The organism is Streptomyces sp. NPDC054932, from assembly GCF_053610205.1.
The window spans coordinates 1-13,866 of record NZ_JBSGXU010000071.1 but is presented as its reverse complement, the minus strand read 5'-3'; the positions used below and the strand labels follow the sequence as shown (position 1 = coordinate 13,866).

The 13,866-nt window shown below is 73.4% G+C and carries 16 protein-coding genes; 9 read left to right on the top strand and 7 right to left on the bottom strand.

The window, feature by feature from the left end; all coding sequences use genetic code 11:
* Window positions 1-57 precede the first annotated feature (57 nt).
* Window positions 58-1,434, top strand: a complete 1,377-nt coding sequence (locus ACWGE1_RS20320; RefSeq protein WP_453421877.1) for an MFS transporter — start codon at window positions 58-60, stop codon at window positions 1,432-1,434.
* 21 nt (window positions 1,435-1,455) lie between these two features.
* Here the strand turns inward: ACWGE1_RS20320 and ACWGE1_RS20315 are convergent, their stop codons facing one another.
* From ACWGE1_RS20315 to tuf, 3 genes are all read right to left on the bottom strand, one after another.
* On the bottom strand, window positions 1,456-2,247 hold the full coding sequence (locus ACWGE1_RS20315; protein WP_453421899.1) for a spermidine synthase: 792 nt from the start codon (window positions 2,245-2,247) through the stop codon (window positions 1,456-1,458).
* Between the two features lie 157 nt (window positions 2,248-2,404).
* Window positions 2,405-3,262 carry a patatin-like phospholipase family protein gene (locus ACWGE1_RS20310; RefSeq protein WP_453421876.1) on the bottom strand — a complete coding sequence of 286 codons (858 nt, stop codon included), beginning with the start codon at window positions 3,260-3,262 and terminating at the stop codon, window positions 2,405-2,407.
* A gap of 89 nt (window positions 3,263-3,351) precedes the next feature.
* On the bottom strand, window positions 3,352-4,533 hold the full coding sequence (tuf, locus tag ACWGE1_RS20305) for an elongation factor Tu (RefSeq protein ID WP_453421875.1): 1,182 nt from the start codon (window positions 4,531-4,533) through the stop codon (window positions 3,352-3,354).
* Window positions 4,534-4,898: 365 nt separating this feature from the next.
* Here tuf and ACWGE1_RS20300 point away from each other — a divergent pair, with 365 nt between their 5' ends.
* Entirely contained in the window at window positions 4,899-5,198 is a 300-nt protein-coding gene (locus tag ACWGE1_RS20300) for a zinc-ribbon domain-containing protein (RefSeq protein WP_453421874.1), read from the top strand.
* Window positions 5,199-5,240: 42 nt separating this feature from the next.
* Here ACWGE1_RS20300 and ACWGE1_RS20295 read toward each other — a convergent pair whose 3' ends face one another.
* Window positions 5,241-5,966: a DNA alkylation repair protein gene (locus tag ACWGE1_RS20295; RefSeq protein ID WP_453421873.1), complete on the bottom strand. Its 726-nt coding sequence runs from the start codon at window positions 5,964-5,966 to the stop codon at window positions 5,241-5,243.
* Between the two features lie 49 nt (window positions 5,967-6,015).
* Here ACWGE1_RS20295 and ACWGE1_RS20290 point away from each other — a divergent pair, with 49 nt between their 5' ends.
* The 5 genes from ACWGE1_RS20290 to lnt all read left to right on the top strand — a co-directional run bounded on the left by ACWGE1_RS20290 (window position 6,016) and on the right by lnt (window position 10,185).
* Window positions 6,016-6,744, top strand: a complete 729-nt coding sequence (locus ACWGE1_RS20290; protein WP_453421872.1) for a TVP38/TMEM64 family protein — start codon at window positions 6,016-6,018, stop codon at window positions 6,742-6,744.
* A 48-nt stretch (window positions 6,745-6,792) separates the two neighbouring features.
* Entirely contained in the window at window positions 6,793-7,671 is an 879-nt protein-coding gene (locus ACWGE1_RS20285) for an undecaprenyl-diphosphate phosphatase (RefSeq protein ID WP_030388147.1), read from the top strand.
* A gap of 114 nt (window positions 7,672-7,785) precedes the next feature.
* Window positions 7,786-7,962 carry a hypothetical protein gene (locus ACWGE1_RS20280; protein ID WP_453421871.1) on the top strand — a complete coding sequence of 59 codons (177 nt, stop codon included), beginning with the start codon at window positions 7,786-7,788 and terminating at the stop codon, window positions 7,960-7,962.
* 69 nt (window positions 7,963-8,031) lie between these two features.
* Complete coding sequence (locus ACWGE1_RS20275; RefSeq protein ID WP_453421870.1) at window positions 8,032-8,499, top strand: nuclear transport factor 2 family protein; 468 nt, start codon at window positions 8,032-8,034, stop codon at window positions 8,497-8,499.
* A gap of 117 nt (window positions 8,500-8,616) precedes the next feature.
* Entirely contained in the window at window positions 8,617-10,185 is a 1,569-nt protein-coding gene (lnt, locus tag ACWGE1_RS20270) for an apolipoprotein N-acyltransferase (RefSeq protein ID WP_453421869.1), read from the top strand.
* Here the strand turns inward: lnt and ACWGE1_RS20265 are convergent.
* Entirely contained in the window at window positions 10,130-11,035 is a 906-nt protein-coding gene (locus tag ACWGE1_RS20265) for a Gfo/Idh/MocA family protein (RefSeq protein ID WP_453421868.1), read from the bottom strand. The genes lnt and ACWGE1_RS20265 overlap by 56 nt on opposite strands.
* Window positions 11,036-11,119: 84 nt before the next feature.
* Here ACWGE1_RS20265 and ACWGE1_RS20260 point away from each other — a divergent pair, with 84 nt between their 5' ends.
* Both ACWGE1_RS20260 and ACWGE1_RS20255 read left to right on the top strand, forming a co-directional pair.
* Window positions 11,120-11,644: a DinB family protein gene (locus ACWGE1_RS20260; RefSeq protein ID WP_453421867.1), complete on the top strand. Its 525-nt coding sequence runs from the start codon at window positions 11,120-11,122 to the stop codon at window positions 11,642-11,644.
* A 112-nt stretch (window positions 11,645-11,756) separates the two neighbouring features.
* A complete protein-coding gene (locus tag ACWGE1_RS20255; protein ID WP_453421866.1) occupies window positions 11,757-12,296 on the top strand; it encodes a hypothetical protein in 540 nt (179 codons plus the stop codon).
* Between the two features lie 43 nt (window positions 12,297-12,339).
* On the opposite strand, the gene ACWGE1_RS20250 is transcribed toward ACWGE1_RS20255, so the two are convergent.
* Window positions 12,340-12,903: a hypothetical protein gene (locus ACWGE1_RS20250; RefSeq protein WP_453421898.1), complete on the bottom strand. Its 564-nt coding sequence runs from the start codon at window positions 12,901-12,903 to the stop codon at window positions 12,340-12,342.
* 95 nt (window positions 12,904-12,998) lie between these two features.
* Complete coding sequence (locus ACWGE1_RS20245) at window positions 12,999-13,667, bottom strand: uracil-DNA glycosylase (RefSeq protein ID WP_453421897.1); 669 nt, start codon at window positions 13,665-13,667, stop codon at window positions 12,999-13,001.
* Window positions 13,668-13,866: the final 199 nt, after the last annotated feature.

The following is a 13,866-nucleotide window of genomic DNA, read 5'->3' as shown; positions in this document are numbered from 1 at the left end:
GCACCCCGGGCCGGCAATCCGTTTGGATTCTCGGCCCGGGGCGGGGATAGTCCGGGGGTGAGCTCTCCTCCCGCCGAAGCACCCCGTACGCCCGCGAACCGTCGCCGCCCCGCCTGGGCCGGCCGCAACTACAGCCTCCTCACGGGTGCGGCGATCGTCACGAACCTCGGGAGCCACGGAGCGCTCATCGCGGCCGCCTTCGCGGTCATGGAGGCCGGCGGATCCGGCGGCGACGTCGGCCTGGTCGCGGCGGCCCGCACGCTGCCGCTCGTACTCTTCCTGCTCATCGGCGGCGCGGTCGCCGACCGGGTGCCCCGCCACCGCGTGATGGTCGCGGCCAACGCCCTGAACTGCCTTTCGCAGGCCGCCTTCGCCCTCCTGGTGCTCACCGGCGAACCCCAGCTGTGGCAGATGATGCTGCTGACCGCCCTGTGCGGCACCGGAACGGCCTTCTTCAACCCCGCGGCCGAGGGCATGCTGCTCTCCACGGTCTCCGGCGAACACGCCAACCGTGCCTTCGCCCTCTTCCGCATGGCGATGAACGGCGCCGGCATCGGCGGCGCGGCCCTCGGCGGAGCGATGATCGCCGCGATCGGCCCGGGCTGGGTCCTGGCCGCCGACGCGGCGGCCTTCGCGGTCGCCGGCGCCCTGCGTGCCTTCCTCGACGTCAGCCACGTCCCCGACCGGGCCCCCGGCGGCGGCCTGCTCTCCGATCTGCGCGAGGGCTGGGTGGAGGTCAGGACCCGCCCCTGGCTGTGGAGCATCGTGCTCCAGTTCTCCGTCGTCGTCGCCGTCGTCGGCGCCGCCGACGCGGTCTACGGGCCGCTGGTCGCCCGTGACCAACTGGGCGGCTCCGCGCCCTGGGGGCTGGCGCTGGCCTTCTTCGGGGTCGGCACCATCGCCGGGGCCGTCCTGATGATCGCGTGGAAACCGCGCCGCCTGCTGCTGGTCGGCACCCTGTGCGTGTTCCCGCTGGCCCTGCCCTCGGCAGGGCTGGCCGTGCCGCTGCCCGTGTGGGGGCTGTGCGTGGTGATGTTCGTCAGCGGCACCGCCATCGAGGTCTTCGGCGTGAACTGGATGACCGCGATGCACCAGGAGATCCCGGAGGAGAAGTTCTCCCGGGTCACCGCCTACGACTGGTTCGGGTCGGTCTCGATGCTCCCGCTGGCCACCGCGCTGGCCGGACCGGCCGAATCGGCCTTCGGGCGCACCCAGTCCCTGTGGGGCTGCGCGGCCCTCGTGGTGCTGCCCACCGCCCTGGTCCTGCTGGTCCCGGACGTCCGCCGGATGACCCGCAGGACGCACGGCAAGACCATCGCCCCGGCAGGCTCCGCCACGGTCGGCCCGGCAGGCCCGGCTCCCGTCGGCCCGACCCCGGCTCCGACTGCGACCGACCCGGTCCCGGCCAATCCGGTCGGCCCGGCCGGCCCGTGACGCACTGCCGGTACCGGCCCCTCACCCCAGGCTGAACGCCCCCTCCGGCGGCGCGGGTGAAGGGGCCGCGGCCGCGTCGGCCACGGGCCGCGCCCCCTTCCGGAACCGGGCCAGGCCGTCCCCGTACTCCACCCGGGCGGGGAACGCGTCGGCCGCGCACCTGCGGGCCAGCGCCCCCACCTCCAGCCGGGCGTCGGAGGCCAGCAGCACGGCGTTGCCGAACCGCCTCCCGCGCAGCACCGCGGGCTCGGCGATCAGCGCCAGCTCGCCGAACACCTCCGCGAAGTTCGCCACCTGCGCCCGCAGGAAGTCGAAGGGCGCCCCGTCGGCCAGGTTCGCCGCGTACAGCCCGCCGGGCCGCAGCACCCGCCCGGCCGCCCGCGCGTACTCCACCGACGTCAGCTGCGCGGGCACCCGCGAGCCGCCGAACACATCGGCCACCACCACGTCCGCGCTCCCCGCGGGCGCCGCCTCCAGCCAGGCCCGGGCGTCGGCGGTGTGCACCGTGACCCCGGACCCCTCGGGCAGCGGCAGGTGCTCGGCCACCAGCTCGACCAGGCCCGCGTCGAACTCGACGACCGTCTGCCGGGATCCGGCCCGGGTCGCCGCGGCGTAGCGCGGCAGGGTGAGCGCACCGCCGCCGAGGTGCAGGAGGTCCAGCGCACGCCCCGGCTCGGCGGCGCAGTCCAGGACGTGCGCGAGGCGGCGTACGTACTCGAATTCCAGGTGCTGCGGATCGTCCAGGTCCACATACGACTGCGGGGCCCCCTCGACGGTCAGCAGCCAGGCCCGGTCCCGGTCCACGTCCGGCATCAGCTTGGCGGTGCCCTGGCCCACGTCCCGGACGACCGGGATCTGTTCGTCGCTCACCGCTCCATTGTCCGGCAGGCGTTCGGCCAGGGTCCGGCGGGCTTCGGCCAGGCACCGGACAAGCACCGGGAAGGCACCGGGCAGGAGCCCGGCCAGAGGCTCAGGCGGCCCTGCCCGACCAGAGCTCCGCCGCCTCCCGCGCGTGCTGTTCGGCCTGTGCCAGGCCCGCCCGCGCCGCCGGGTCCCGCCGCGCCGGATCCAGCACGTTGCGCCCGAAGGCCTTGCGGGCGGCCGGTGACGGGGTGATCAGCAGTACCCGCGACCCCGTCTCCCGCAGCCGGTCGGCCTGCACCGACGGCGAGGGGACCAGCGCCGAGCCGAGCGAGATCGGGGCGAGGATCACCACACGGTCGTAGCCGGCGGCCAGGTCGGCATTGGTGGCGGAGCGGATCCCGCCGTCGATGAAGCGGCGGCCGCCGACCGTCACCGGCGGCCAGACCCCCGGCACCGCGCAGCTCGCCGAGACCGCGTCGAGCAGCCCGCCGCCGCTCCCCCGCTCGAACGCCTCGAGCTCGCCGGTGAGCGCGTCCACCGCCGTGACCACCAGCCGTCGCTCGGGCCACTCGTGGGAGACCAGCCGGGCGGCCAGGACCTTGCGGCGCTCCGCCTCCGGGCCGGTGTCCGCGGCCAGGGCCATGGCTCCCACCCGCCTGCGGTAGGCGGCGGCGTCGCTGCGCGAGCGCGCCATCGCCAGCGCGTACCGGGCGATGACGCCGGCCCCCAGCCTCGCCACGGGCTCCCCCGAGGCGTCGCCGAGCTGGCGCTCGTACAGCTCCTGCGTGGTGAGCAGTCCGGAGGTGAGCTGGGCGCCGACCACCGAGCCGGCGGAGGTGCCGACGACCAGGTCCGCGGTGGTGAGGTCCACGCCCGCACGGGCGAGCCCGTGGAGCATTCCGCATTCCCAGCCGACTCCGGTCAGTCCCCCGCCGCCGAGCACCAGTGCCGTGTCGCCGCCCATCTCCGCCCGCCCCTTCGCTCATGCCTGTGGTGACGGCAGTCTGGCCGAGCCGTCCTGCCGTCACCACAGTGGGGTACCGATCGGTCGGGTCAGCCCAGTACGGCCGTCACCGTCCCCGCGCCGACGGTCCGCCCGCCCTCACGGATCGCGAAGCCGAGCCCGGACTCCAGCGGCACGTCCCGGCCGAGCTCGACGGTCATCGTGACCGTCTCCCCGGGCCTGGCCACAGCGGCCTCGCCCAGGTCCACGTCCCCCACCACGTCGGCGGTGCGGATGTAGAACTGCGGCCGGTAGCCGCTGGCGACCGGGGTCGTACGGCCGCCCTCGCGCCCGGAGAGCACGTACACCTGTGCGGTGAAGCGGCGCTGTGGCGTGACGCTGCCGGGCGCGGCCACCACGTGCCCGCGGCGCACGCCGTCGCGCGGCACCCCGCGCAGCAGCAGCGCGACGTTGTCCCCGGCCTCGGCGGACTCCATCGGCTTGCCGAAGGTCTCCAGCCCGGTGACGACCGTCTCGGCGGGCTCGCCGTCGCCGCCGAGGACCGCCACGCGGTCCCCGAGGCGGACGGTGCCCCGCTCGACGGCGCCGGTCACGACGGTCCCGCGCCCGGTGATGGTCAGCACGTTCTCCACCGGCAGCAGGAACGGCGCGTCCGTGTAGCGCACCGGGGTCGGCACGTACGTGTCCACCGCGTCCAGCAGCGCCTGGATCGCCTGTGTCCACCGCGGGTCGCCCTCCAGCGCGCCGAGTCCGGAGACCCGTACGACCGGCGCGGCGTCACCGCCGTACCCGTGCGCGGTGAGCAGCTCGCGGACCTCCAGCTCGACCAGGTCGGTCAGCTCGGGGTCCCCGGCGTCGGCCTTGTTGAGCGCCACCACGATGTGGTCGACGCCGACCTGCCGGGCGAGGAGGACGTGCTCGGCGGTTTGTGGCATGACCCCGTCGAGCGCGGAGACGACGAGGATCGCCCCGTCGAGCTGGGCGGCGCCGGTGACCATGTTCTTGATGTAGTCGGCGTGGCCGGGCATGTCCACGTGGGCGTAGTGCCGGGTGCCGGTCTCGTACTCGACGTGCGTGAGGTTGATGGTGATGCCGCGGCGGGACTCCTCGGGCGCCCGGTCGATGCGGTCGAACGGCACGAAGGAGGCGCCGCCGCTCTCGGCGAGGACTTTGGTGATGGCGGCGGTGAGGGTGGTCTTGCCGTGGTCGACGTGACCCATGGTGCCGATGTTGAGGTGCGGCTTGGTGCGCACGAAGGCCGTCTTGGCCATGATTCATTCCCGTGTCTGGAAGCTGGAACGGGACCCCGGAGACGAGCCGACCCTCCCCCTGCGGGGTCCGCCGGACGATCCGGGAAGGGTCAGCTTCGTGCGCCGTCGAATGCGGCGAAGGCAGGTGCGCCTGCGATTGCGGCAGCCTTCGGCGCGTCCGCGACTGCGGACGGCGCTGCGAGGAAGGCGTACCGGTTCATGCCCCTGATCCTGCCGGACGGCCCGGGACGCGTCGAATGAATTACCGCCTGCCCGGCGACACTTCGGGCGAGCGGCCGCGGGTGCCGTCTGGGAAAATGTGAGAGAGCATCTCCGTCGGCGTCTGCCGCCCGGCGCCAGGAACCGAGCCCAGAAGGGCCGAACTCATGATCATCTTCGGCACCAAGGTGTACCTGTACCAGCTCGCGATAGCGACGCTGGTGTGCCGTCGCTGCGGCTACTCCGCCGCGCACACGCTCATGAAGCACGTCACCAAGTTCACGCTGTTCTTCGTGCCGCTGTTCCCCTTCTCGACGAAGTACGCGACGCAGTGCACCTACTGCGGCATGGAGCAGGAGGTGACCAAGGAGTGGGCCGAGGGGCTGCAGGCACACGCCGCGGGCGCTCCCGGTAGCGAGGCATACGGGCCGCCGCAGCAGCAGCCGTACCAGCACCCCGGAGTCTGATCGGTCACCGGCGCCCCGGGGCCACCCGCCGGCGGACGGGACCTAGGAAGCGTCGAGGTTCTTGAGCGCCTCGCGCACGGAGAGCGGGGCCAGGGAGCCCCGTTCGGCCTCGACGAAGGCGCGGACGGCGTCCGGGTCCGTCTTCGCGTACTCCCGCAGGGACCAGCCGATGGCCTTGCGCAGGAAGAAGTCCGGGTGGCCGGCCCGGCGGCGGCAGTAGTCGAAGAGCCGTCCCGCGTCGGTGTCGGACTTGAAGCGGAGCTGATGGAGGAGTGCGGTGCGGGCGAGCCAGAGGTCCTCGTCCTCGATCCACTCGTCCATCACGGCCGCGAGCCCGGGGTCGGCGGCCACCAGCGGTCCGACCGTGTGCGCGGCCAGCAGGTCGACGGTGTCCCACCAGGGGACCGTGACGATCAGGTGCCGGACCACCGGCAGGAAGCCGGAGGAGCAGCGGGAGACGTGGCGGCGCAGGTAGTCCACCGCGAAGTACTGGTACTCGCGCTCCGGAAGCAGCCAGCAGCGCAGCGCGAGCGCCGCGCAGTCCGTCTCGGACGGCTTCGGAGTGTCCTTGGTCACGCTCTTCGACAGGTCCCGGCGCAGCGGCGTGGGGATGCCGAGGAAGGGCGCGACGTCCTTCATGTACGCGGCCATGGCCGCGGCCCGTACCGGATCGGCGGCCGCCCCGTACGCGTCGGGCAGCCGCTCCAGCAGGGTGTCCGCGAGGGCGCTGCGGGGAACCTGCGGGGGTCGCCGGTCGTTCGACAGCATGAGGCCCAGATTACGGCGCGACGCCGCATACGTCGGCTAGTCTCCCGGGATGTCCCTCCTCCTCGCGCCGTGGACCCGGCTGTCGCTGCTCGTCGTGCTGCTCCTGGCGGCCGGCGTGTGCGTGCTGCTGTTCGAGCCCCAGCGCATCCTCTCGGAGGGCTGGCCCCCGGGGCTCCCGGTGGGCACGGCGGTCCTGCTGTTCGCAGCCGCGTACGGCGTGTGCGCGGCTGCCTTCGTACCGCGCCCCCTGCTGAATCTGGCCGCGGGAGCCGTGTTCGGCTCCCAGTTCGGCCTCGTCGCGGCGGTCGGCGGCACGGTGCTCGGCGCCGGTATCGCCTTCGGACTGGGCCGGATCATGGGCCAGGAGGCTTTGCGGCCGTTCCTGCGCGGGCGCTGGCTCCAGGCGGCCGACGGCCAGCTCAGCCGGCACGGCTTCCGCTCGATGCTCGCCGTCCGGCTCTTCCCCGGCGTGCCGTTCGTGGTGGCCAACTACTGCGCCTCGGTCTCCCGCTGCGGCTGGGTCCCCTTCCTCCTCGCCACGGCGATCGGCGTCGTCCCGAACACGACGGCGTACGTGATCGCGGGCGCCAGTGCCTCGTCCCCCGGATCGCCCGCGTTCCTCGTCTCGTTCGGCTTCATCGCCCTGTCCATGGTGGGCGCCGGGGTCGTCGCCTGGCGCAAGCGGCACCGCCTGGCACCCCTTCGAACCCGGGGTTCGGCGACCGAACTGGCGCCCCAGCACCCCCCAGTGGTCAGTGGCGCTTCGCACGGGCCCTAGCATCGGACGCGAACTGCCCGACGATCACAAGGACGAGCGCACCCCGACATGAGCTGGTTCGAATCCCTAATCCTCGGTCTCGTCCAGGGGCTTACGGAGTTCCTCCCGATCTCCTCCAGCGCCCACCTGCGGCTGACCGCGGCGTTCGCCGGCTGGCACGACCCAGGAGCGGCCTTCACCGCGATCACCCAGATCGGCACCGAGGCCGCCGTGCTGATCTACTTCCGCAAGGACATCGCGCGGATCATCTCCACATGGTTCCGCTCCCTGTACACGAAGGCCCTGCGCTCCGAACAGGACGCCAAGATGGGCTGGCTGGTGATCGTCGGCTCGCTCCCGATCGGCATCCTCGGCCTCGTCTTCAAGGACGCGATCGTGGGCCCGGCTCGCGACCTGCGGCTGACGGCCACCACCCTGATCCTCATGGGCATCGTGCTCGGCGTCGCCGACCGGCTGGCCGCTCGTGACGAGGAAGGCGGCCGGCACCGCGCCATCCGCGAGCGCAAGACGCTGCAGCAGCTGGGCGTCAAGGACGGTCTGGTCTTCGGTCTCTGCCAGGCGATGGCCCTGATCCCCGGCGTCTCCCGGTCCGGCGCGACCATCTCCGGCGGTCTGCTGCTCGGCTTCACCCGCGAGGCCGCGGCCCGCTACTCCTTCCTCCTCGCGATCCCGGCCGTACTGGCCTCGGGAGCGTTCGAGATCAAGGACGTGGTGGAGAACCCGGGCCACATCTCCTGGGGTCCGACGATCTTCGCGACGGTCATCGCCTTCTTCGTGGGCTACGCCGTGATCGCGTGGTTCATGAAGTTCATCTCGACCAAGAGCTTCATGCCCTTCGTGATCTACCGGATCCTCCTGGGCATCCTGCTGTTCGTGCTGATCGGCACGGACGTGCTGAGCCCGCACGCAGGCGAGTCCGGCTCCTAGCGGCGCCCCGTTCCACCACTTCGCGTGAACCGCAGGCCGTTCGGGAACGTTCCCGGGCGGCCTGCGCGTCGTTGTGCCTGGAGAGAGCGGAAGGCAAGCAGCAGGGGGTGTCCCATGGGTCGAGTGGTGCTGGAGCGGTTTCCCGCCGGAAGTCCGCGGGGAAGCTGGCCCGCCGAGGAGTACGCGGCGCAGCGGATGCGCGAGGGCGTGCCGGCCGAGGTGGTCATGGACCTGGACAGTGACACGTTCCTCGTCGTGGTCCGGCAGCGGGAGTCCCGTTCCGGTCACTGACGGCGCGCGGGAAGATCCGATGGGCGCACGGCCCTTGGCCTCGGGCCCGCGCAGCCCCACACTGACCCGATGACTCAGCGTGTGGATCTCGCGACGGTAATGGACCGGCTGGCGATCGACGAAGTGGTCACGGGTTACGCGGTGGCCATCGACGACGGCGACTGGGACGCGTACCGGGCCCTGTTCACCGCCGCCGGGAGGGCCGACTACAGCTCGGCGGGCGGGATCGAGGGCCCGGCGGCGGAGGTCGCGGACTGGCTGGCGCAGACCATGACGCTCTTCCCGGTGCGCCAGCACCTGATCGTCAACCGGCTGATCCGGGTCGAGGACCTGGGCGGCTCGCCCGGCGACAGCGCCGAGGTACGGGCGGACTTCCTCAACCCGATGCGGCTGGCGGGGCCGGACTCCGACGCCGCGGTCACCTCCCCCAACTTCGTCGCCGCCGGACGCTACGCCTTCACGCTGGCCCGCACCCGCGACGGCTGGCGCCTCACCGGCGTCACCGTGCACGAGAAGTGGCGGCACATGACCGCCTGAGCCGTCCCTGCCCGGGCCCTCCGGGGCGCTCCGGGAGCGGCCCGGGCCCCACCCGACCGGACCCGCCCGGCTCGGCCTGCAGGTCCGGCACTGCCACACTGGAAGCGGAGGCGCGCCATGATCACGATGCGCAGCGGGTGGTGGTCCCCTCGATGGCGCGCGCCCGCCGCCGTCGCCGCCGGGGCACTGCCCGCCCTCGCCTTCCCCGCCCCCGCGCTCTGGTGGTTCGCCTACGCCGCCCTCGTGCCCTGGATGCTGCTGCTGCGGTCGGCCCCCACCGGGCGGCGCGCGGCCCTGGAGGGCTGGCTCGGCGGCGCCGGGTTCATCCTGGCCGTCCACCACTGGCTGCTGCCCAGCCTGCACGTGTTCCTCATACCGGTGGCCGCGCTGCTCGGGCTGCTGTGGATCCCCTGGGCGCTGCTGGTGCGGGAACTGCTCGGCGGGGTCCCTGCGGCGGGCCGGGCCGCCTGCGCGCTCGTCCTCGTACCGGCGGGGTGGCTGCTGTCGGAGCTGGTCCGCTCCTGGCAGGGGCTGGGCGGGCCGTGGGGCCTGCTGGGGGCGAGCCAGTGGCAGGTGGCGCCCGCGCTGCGGCTGGCCTCGGTGGGCGGGGTCTGGCTGGTCAGTCTGCTGGTGGTGGCGGTGAACTGCGCCCTGGTGCTGCTGATCGCGGTGCCCGGGGCGCGGATCCCGGCGGTGGCGGGACTGACCGGTTGCGCTGTGCTGACCGGGGTGGTGTGGGTGTGGGCGCCGAGGCCCGAGGTGTCGGGCGGGCTGCGCGTGGCCGTCGTCCAGCCGGGCCCGGTGGCGGACGGCCCGGACAGTGTGGAGCGGCGGTTCGACATCGGTGAGCGGCTGACCCGGCCGCTCACCGGGCAGCGGGTCGACCTGGTGGTGTGGGGCGAGAGCAGCGTCGGTGCGGACCTGACGGCCCGCCCCGACCTGGCCGGGCGACTGGCCGCGCTGTCGGCGGAGGTCGGGGCTCCGCTGCTGGTGAACGTGGACGCGCGGCGGGCGGACCTCCCCGGGATCCACAAGAGCGCGGTGCTCGTGGGCCCTCGGGGACCCACCGGGGACCGGTACGACAAGATGCGCCTCGTCCCCTTCGGGGAGTACGTGCCGGCCCGCGCGCTGTTCGGCTGGGCCACCTCGGTCGGCCGGGCCGCGGGAGAGGACCGGGTGCGCGGCGACACCCCGGTGGTCATGAACCTGCCCGCGCGGGCGGACGGGCGCACGGGCGTCCGCCTCGGTCCCCTGGTCTGCTTCGAGTCGGCCTTTCCCGACATGAGCCGGCGCCTCACGCTCGACGGGGCCTCCGTGCTGATCGCCCAGTCGGCGACCTCCTCGTTCCAGGAGAGCTGGGCCCCGGCCCAGCACGCCTCCCTGGCCGCACTGCGGGCGGCCGAGAACGGCCGCCCGATGGTGCACGCCACCCTCACGGGCATCAGCGTCGTGCACGGGCCGTCCGGCGCGCGGGTCGGCAGCGCCCTTCCCACCTCGGCAAGCACGGCGGCGGTGTACGAGGTCCCGCTCGCCCGGGGCACGACCCTCTACGTGCGCTTCGGGGACTGGCCGGTGGCGGCCGCCCTCGCCGCCCTGGCGGTGTACTGCGCGGTGGCGGGCAGCCGGGCGCTCAGGAGGCCTGCTCCAGAGCCGAGCTCACCACCTTCTCGCACAGCTCGTGGGTGAGCAGCGCGTCGCGGGCGCTGAGCGTGCTGCCCGCCGCGACGGCCTCCAGGAAGTGGTCGACGACCTGTTCGATGCCCCGCTGGCGGGCGACCGGGACCCAGTCCCCGCGACGGCGCACGGTCGGCTGGCCCTTGTGGTCGATGACCTCGGCAAGGTTGACGACCTGCCGCTTGGTGTCGCGGCCGGACACCTCCAGGATCTCCTCGGTGGAGCCCGAGAGCCGGTTCATGATGCCGAGGGCGGTGAAGCCGGCACCGGACAGCTGGAGCACCACCTGGTGCATCAGCCCCTCGCGCACCACCGCCCGGACGTCGACGTGGTCGGCCTCGCCGGGCAGCAGGAACCGCAGGGTGTCGACGACGTGGATGAAGTCGTCCAGCACCAGCGTGCGCGGGTCCTCGGGCAGCCCGACCCGGTTCTTCTGCATGACGATCAGCTCGCGGGCGTGGTCGGCGCACTGCGCGTAGGCGGGCGCGTAGCGGCGGTTGAAGCCGACGGCCAGTGAGACCCCGAGCTTCTCGGCCCGTTCCACCAGCTGCCTCGACGCGGCGATCTCGTAGGCGAGCGGCTTGTCCACGTAGGTCGGCACGCCGGCCTCCAGCAGCCGGGTGACGATCTCGGGGTGGGCCACGGTCGCGGCGTGCACGAAGGCCGCGTCGAGCCCCTCGGCGAGCAGCGCGTCGAGATCGGTGTGCCGGCGCGCGGCCGGAACGTGGTGGGTCCCGCCGACCCGCTCCAGCGCGTCGGGGTTTCGGGTCTGCAGGTGCAGCTCGATGCCCGGACGGGTGGTGAGGACGGGCAGGTACGCCTTCTGCGCGATGTCGCCGAGTCCGATGCAGCCGACCTTCACCGGGCGCCTCCAGGTTCGTTCCTCGTGGGATTCCCGCAGCTTAATCCCTGGTGGCGGGGGCCCGGTTCGCCGAGGATGATCTCCATGACCATCAGTTCTGGATCACACCGCGACGAACCCGCCACCACCGCCGACGAGCGGGACATGCTGGACGGATGGCTCGACTACCACCGTGCCACCCTCGCCTGGAAGTGCGAGGGGCTCGCGGACGAACAACTGCGCCGCACCCCGCTCGCGCCCTCCGAGCTCAGTCTCCTGGGCCTGGTACGCCACATGGCGGAGGTGGAGCGGTACTGGTTCCGGGAGATCATCCTGGGCGAGGACCTCCCCGAGCTGTACTGCACGAGCGAGGATCCGGACGGCGACTTCCACTTCGCCGAGGGGGCCACGTGGGCCGAGGCCGAGCAGGTCTGGCAGACCGAGGTGGAACTCGCGCGCCAGGCCGCCGCGGGCCGTTCGCTGGACGTGGTCTCGCAGGCCGGGAGCCACCACCGCGGCGAGGTGTTCAGCCTGCGCTGGGTCTACACCCACATGATCGAGGAGTACGCGCGCCACAACGGCCACGCGGACCTGCTGCGCGAACAGATAGACGGCGCCACCGGCGACTAGGCCGGGCACGGTTCGGGTGGACAGGACCTGGCGGGTGGGTCCGTCACCCGTGCGGGGTGAATATCGGCTCCGGGTTTTCGCAACGGGGTCCTCGCACAGCAGAGTTGCGCGAGTGCATCCAACCCGAACCACGACAACGCTGCTGCTCGGAGTCGCCTGTGCCGTCTCGGCGGTCTCCGGCTGTGTGAATGTGAGCCCCGGACCCTTGCAGCCGGCGGCGGCCCCCGCCGCCGGGGTACCGCCCCGGCACGAGCCGCGCGGGGGACCCGGGACCGCCCCCGTGGTCGTCCGGGCGCCCGCCCTGGAGGCGCTGGAGGCGGTGGAGACCGCCCCCGGGCGGCCCGCGGCCCCGACGGCTCCCGCGCCCGCCCAGCGGTCCGCACAGCGCCCCGCAGCGGGCGGCTCGGGCGGGTCCGTGCAGGAGGCGCCGCCGGTTCCGGAGATCCCGGAGCCGCGGCGGGCCGCCGAGCCCGGCTCCGGGCGGCCGGGCGGCCGTCCGCAGCGCTCCCGGCCCGACGCCGAGGTGGAGCGTGAACTGATCCGGAAGCTGCCGGTACGGCCGGCCGACGTGTGCGCTCTGGGCCACCGGCACGGCCGCTGGCATCCCGACAGTCCGGAGGCCCGTATCTGCGCGGGCGTCCACGCCGACTGACCGCCCGCGACCGGCCGGTCGGGTCGGCCGGTCCTGCGCTCTCCTACGGCTCCTGCGGTGACTGCCCGGGGAAGGGCCGGGGCCCGGATCCGGCCCCCGGTTCCGTGGCCAGGCGCTGCTCCAGCCGTGCGATGGCCGCCCGCACGCCGTTGCCGTACCCGTCGTCGGACAGTGCCCCGGTGGCCGCGCGGGCCCGCGCCAGGTGGACCCGCGCCGCCTCCGGACGCTGCAGTTTCACGTAGTCGGCGGCCAGGCTGAGGTGCAGGGACGGGTAGAACGCGCGCATCGCCGGATGCGGCTCCCGCTGCGCGGCCCTCCCCTCCCGGGGCGGCCCGGTCCCCGTCTCGGGGCCGTCATCGGGCACGTGGGCGGCCGCGGTCAGGGCCCTCAGGTCCCAGGCCAGTTCATCGGCCGGATCGTCCTGGGCGTCGGCCATGTAGTGCGCCAGGGTGCACCGGTGGAGGGAGTCCCCCTCCTCGCCGATCTCGGACCAGATCTCCCCGAGCCGGTTGCGGGCCTCCTCCCGGTCCCCGGCGTGCAGCAGGATGACCGCCTGGCCGATCCTGGTCATGACGGCGTCCTCCGACGCCTCCTGCTGCTCCGTCACGGCGGCCTCCGGCTTGCTCTGCCAGACCTGCTCCGGTCTGATCATCAAGAAGCTAGCCGGAGGCACCCGCAATGGGGCCGAGGCGCGGTGGGACGTCAGCCGAGGTCCGGGATCCGCCAGTCGATCGGCTCATGGCCCTGGGCGGCGATGGCCTCGTTGATCTGCGTGAAGGGCCGGGAGCCGAAGAACTTCTTGGCCGACAGCGGGGAGGGGTGGGCGCCCTTGACGACCACGTGCCGCTCCTCGTCGATCAGCGGGAGCTTCTTCTGGGCGTAGGCGCCCCACAGGACGAAGACGGCCGGGTCGGGCCGCTCGGACACCGCGCGGATCACGGCGTCGGTGAACTTCTCCCAGCCCTTGCCCTTGTGCGAATTGGGCTCGGCCTCCCGGACCGTCAGCACCGCGTTGAGCAGCAGGACGCCCTGCTGGGCCCACGGCATCAGGTATCCGTTGTCCGGGATCGGCAGGTCGAGCTCCTCCTTCATCTCCTTGTAGATGTTGCGCAGCGAGGGCGGGGTCTTGACCCCGGGCTGCACGGAGAAGCACAGGCCGTGGCCCTGACCGGCGCCGTGGTAGGGGTCCTGGCCGAGGACGAGCACCTTCACGCGGTCGAAGGGCGTGGCCTCCAGGGCCGCGAACACCTGCTCGCGGGGCGGGTAGACCGGCCCGTTCGCCCGTTCCTTCTCGACGAACTCGGTGAGCTCTTTGAAGTAGGGCTGGTCCAGCTCTCCGCCGAGGACGGGGAGCCAGGACTCGGGCAGCATCTGGGTCACGGCGACAACCTCCGGTACAAGTTCGTGCAACTGCTTCGTGCAACTGCTCCAGAACCTACCGGGGCCCACTGACAACGCGTCGGCCGCCCGGGGGGGGGCCCCGGGGGGCGCGGGGGGGGGTGGGACCGCGCACGCGGCGGCCGCCCCCCGCGCCCCCCCCCCCCCCCCCCCCCCCCCCCCCCCGCGGGTG

Coding starts and splice junctions, on each gene's coding strand:
- tuf (WP_453421875.1), bottom strand. CDS start 4,533: ATGGCCAAGACGGCCTTCGTGCGCACCAAGCCGCACCTCAACATCGGC.
- ACWGE1_RS20285 (WP_030388147.1), top strand. CDS start 6,793: ATGAGCTGGTTCGAATCCCTAATCCTCGGTCTCGTCCAGGGGCTTACG.
- ACWGE1_RS20290 (WP_453421872.1), top strand. CDS start 6,016: ATGTCCCTCCTCCTCGCGCCGTGGACCCGGCTGTCGCTGCTCGTCGTG.
- ACWGE1_RS20295 (WP_453421873.1), bottom strand. CDS start 5,966: ATGCTGTCGAACGACCGGCGACCCCCGCAGGTTCCCCGCAGCGCCCTC.
- ACWGE1_RS20310 (WP_453421876.1), bottom strand. CDS start 3,262: ATGGGCGGCGACACGGCACTGGTGCTCGGCGGCGGGGGACTGACCGGA.
- ACWGE1_RS20315 (WP_453421899.1), bottom strand. CDS start 2,247: ATGCCGGACGTGGACCGGGACCGGGCCTGGCTGCTGACCGTCGAGGGG.
- ACWGE1_RS20275 (WP_453421870.1), top strand. CDS start 8,032: ATGACTCAGCGTGTGGATCTCGCGACGGTAATGGACCGGCTGGCGATC.
- ACWGE1_RS20245 (WP_453421897.1), bottom strand. CDS start 13,667: ATGCTGCCCGAGTCCTGGCTCCCCGTCCTCGGCGGAGAGCTGGACCAG.
- ACWGE1_RS20300 (WP_453421874.1), top strand. CDS start 4,899: ATGATCATCTTCGGCACCAAGGTGTACCTGTACCAGCTCGCGATAGCG.
- ACWGE1_RS20260 (WP_453421867.1), top strand. CDS start 11,120: ATGACCATCAGTTCTGGATCACACCGCGACGAACCCGCCACCACCGCC.
- ACWGE1_RS20280 (WP_453421871.1), top strand. CDS start 7,786: ATGGGTCGAGTGGTGCTGGAGCGGTTTCCCGCCGGAAGTCCGCGGGGA.
- lnt (WP_453421869.1), top strand. CDS start 8,617: ATGATCACGATGCGCAGCGGGTGGTGGTCCCCTCGATGGCGCGCGCCC.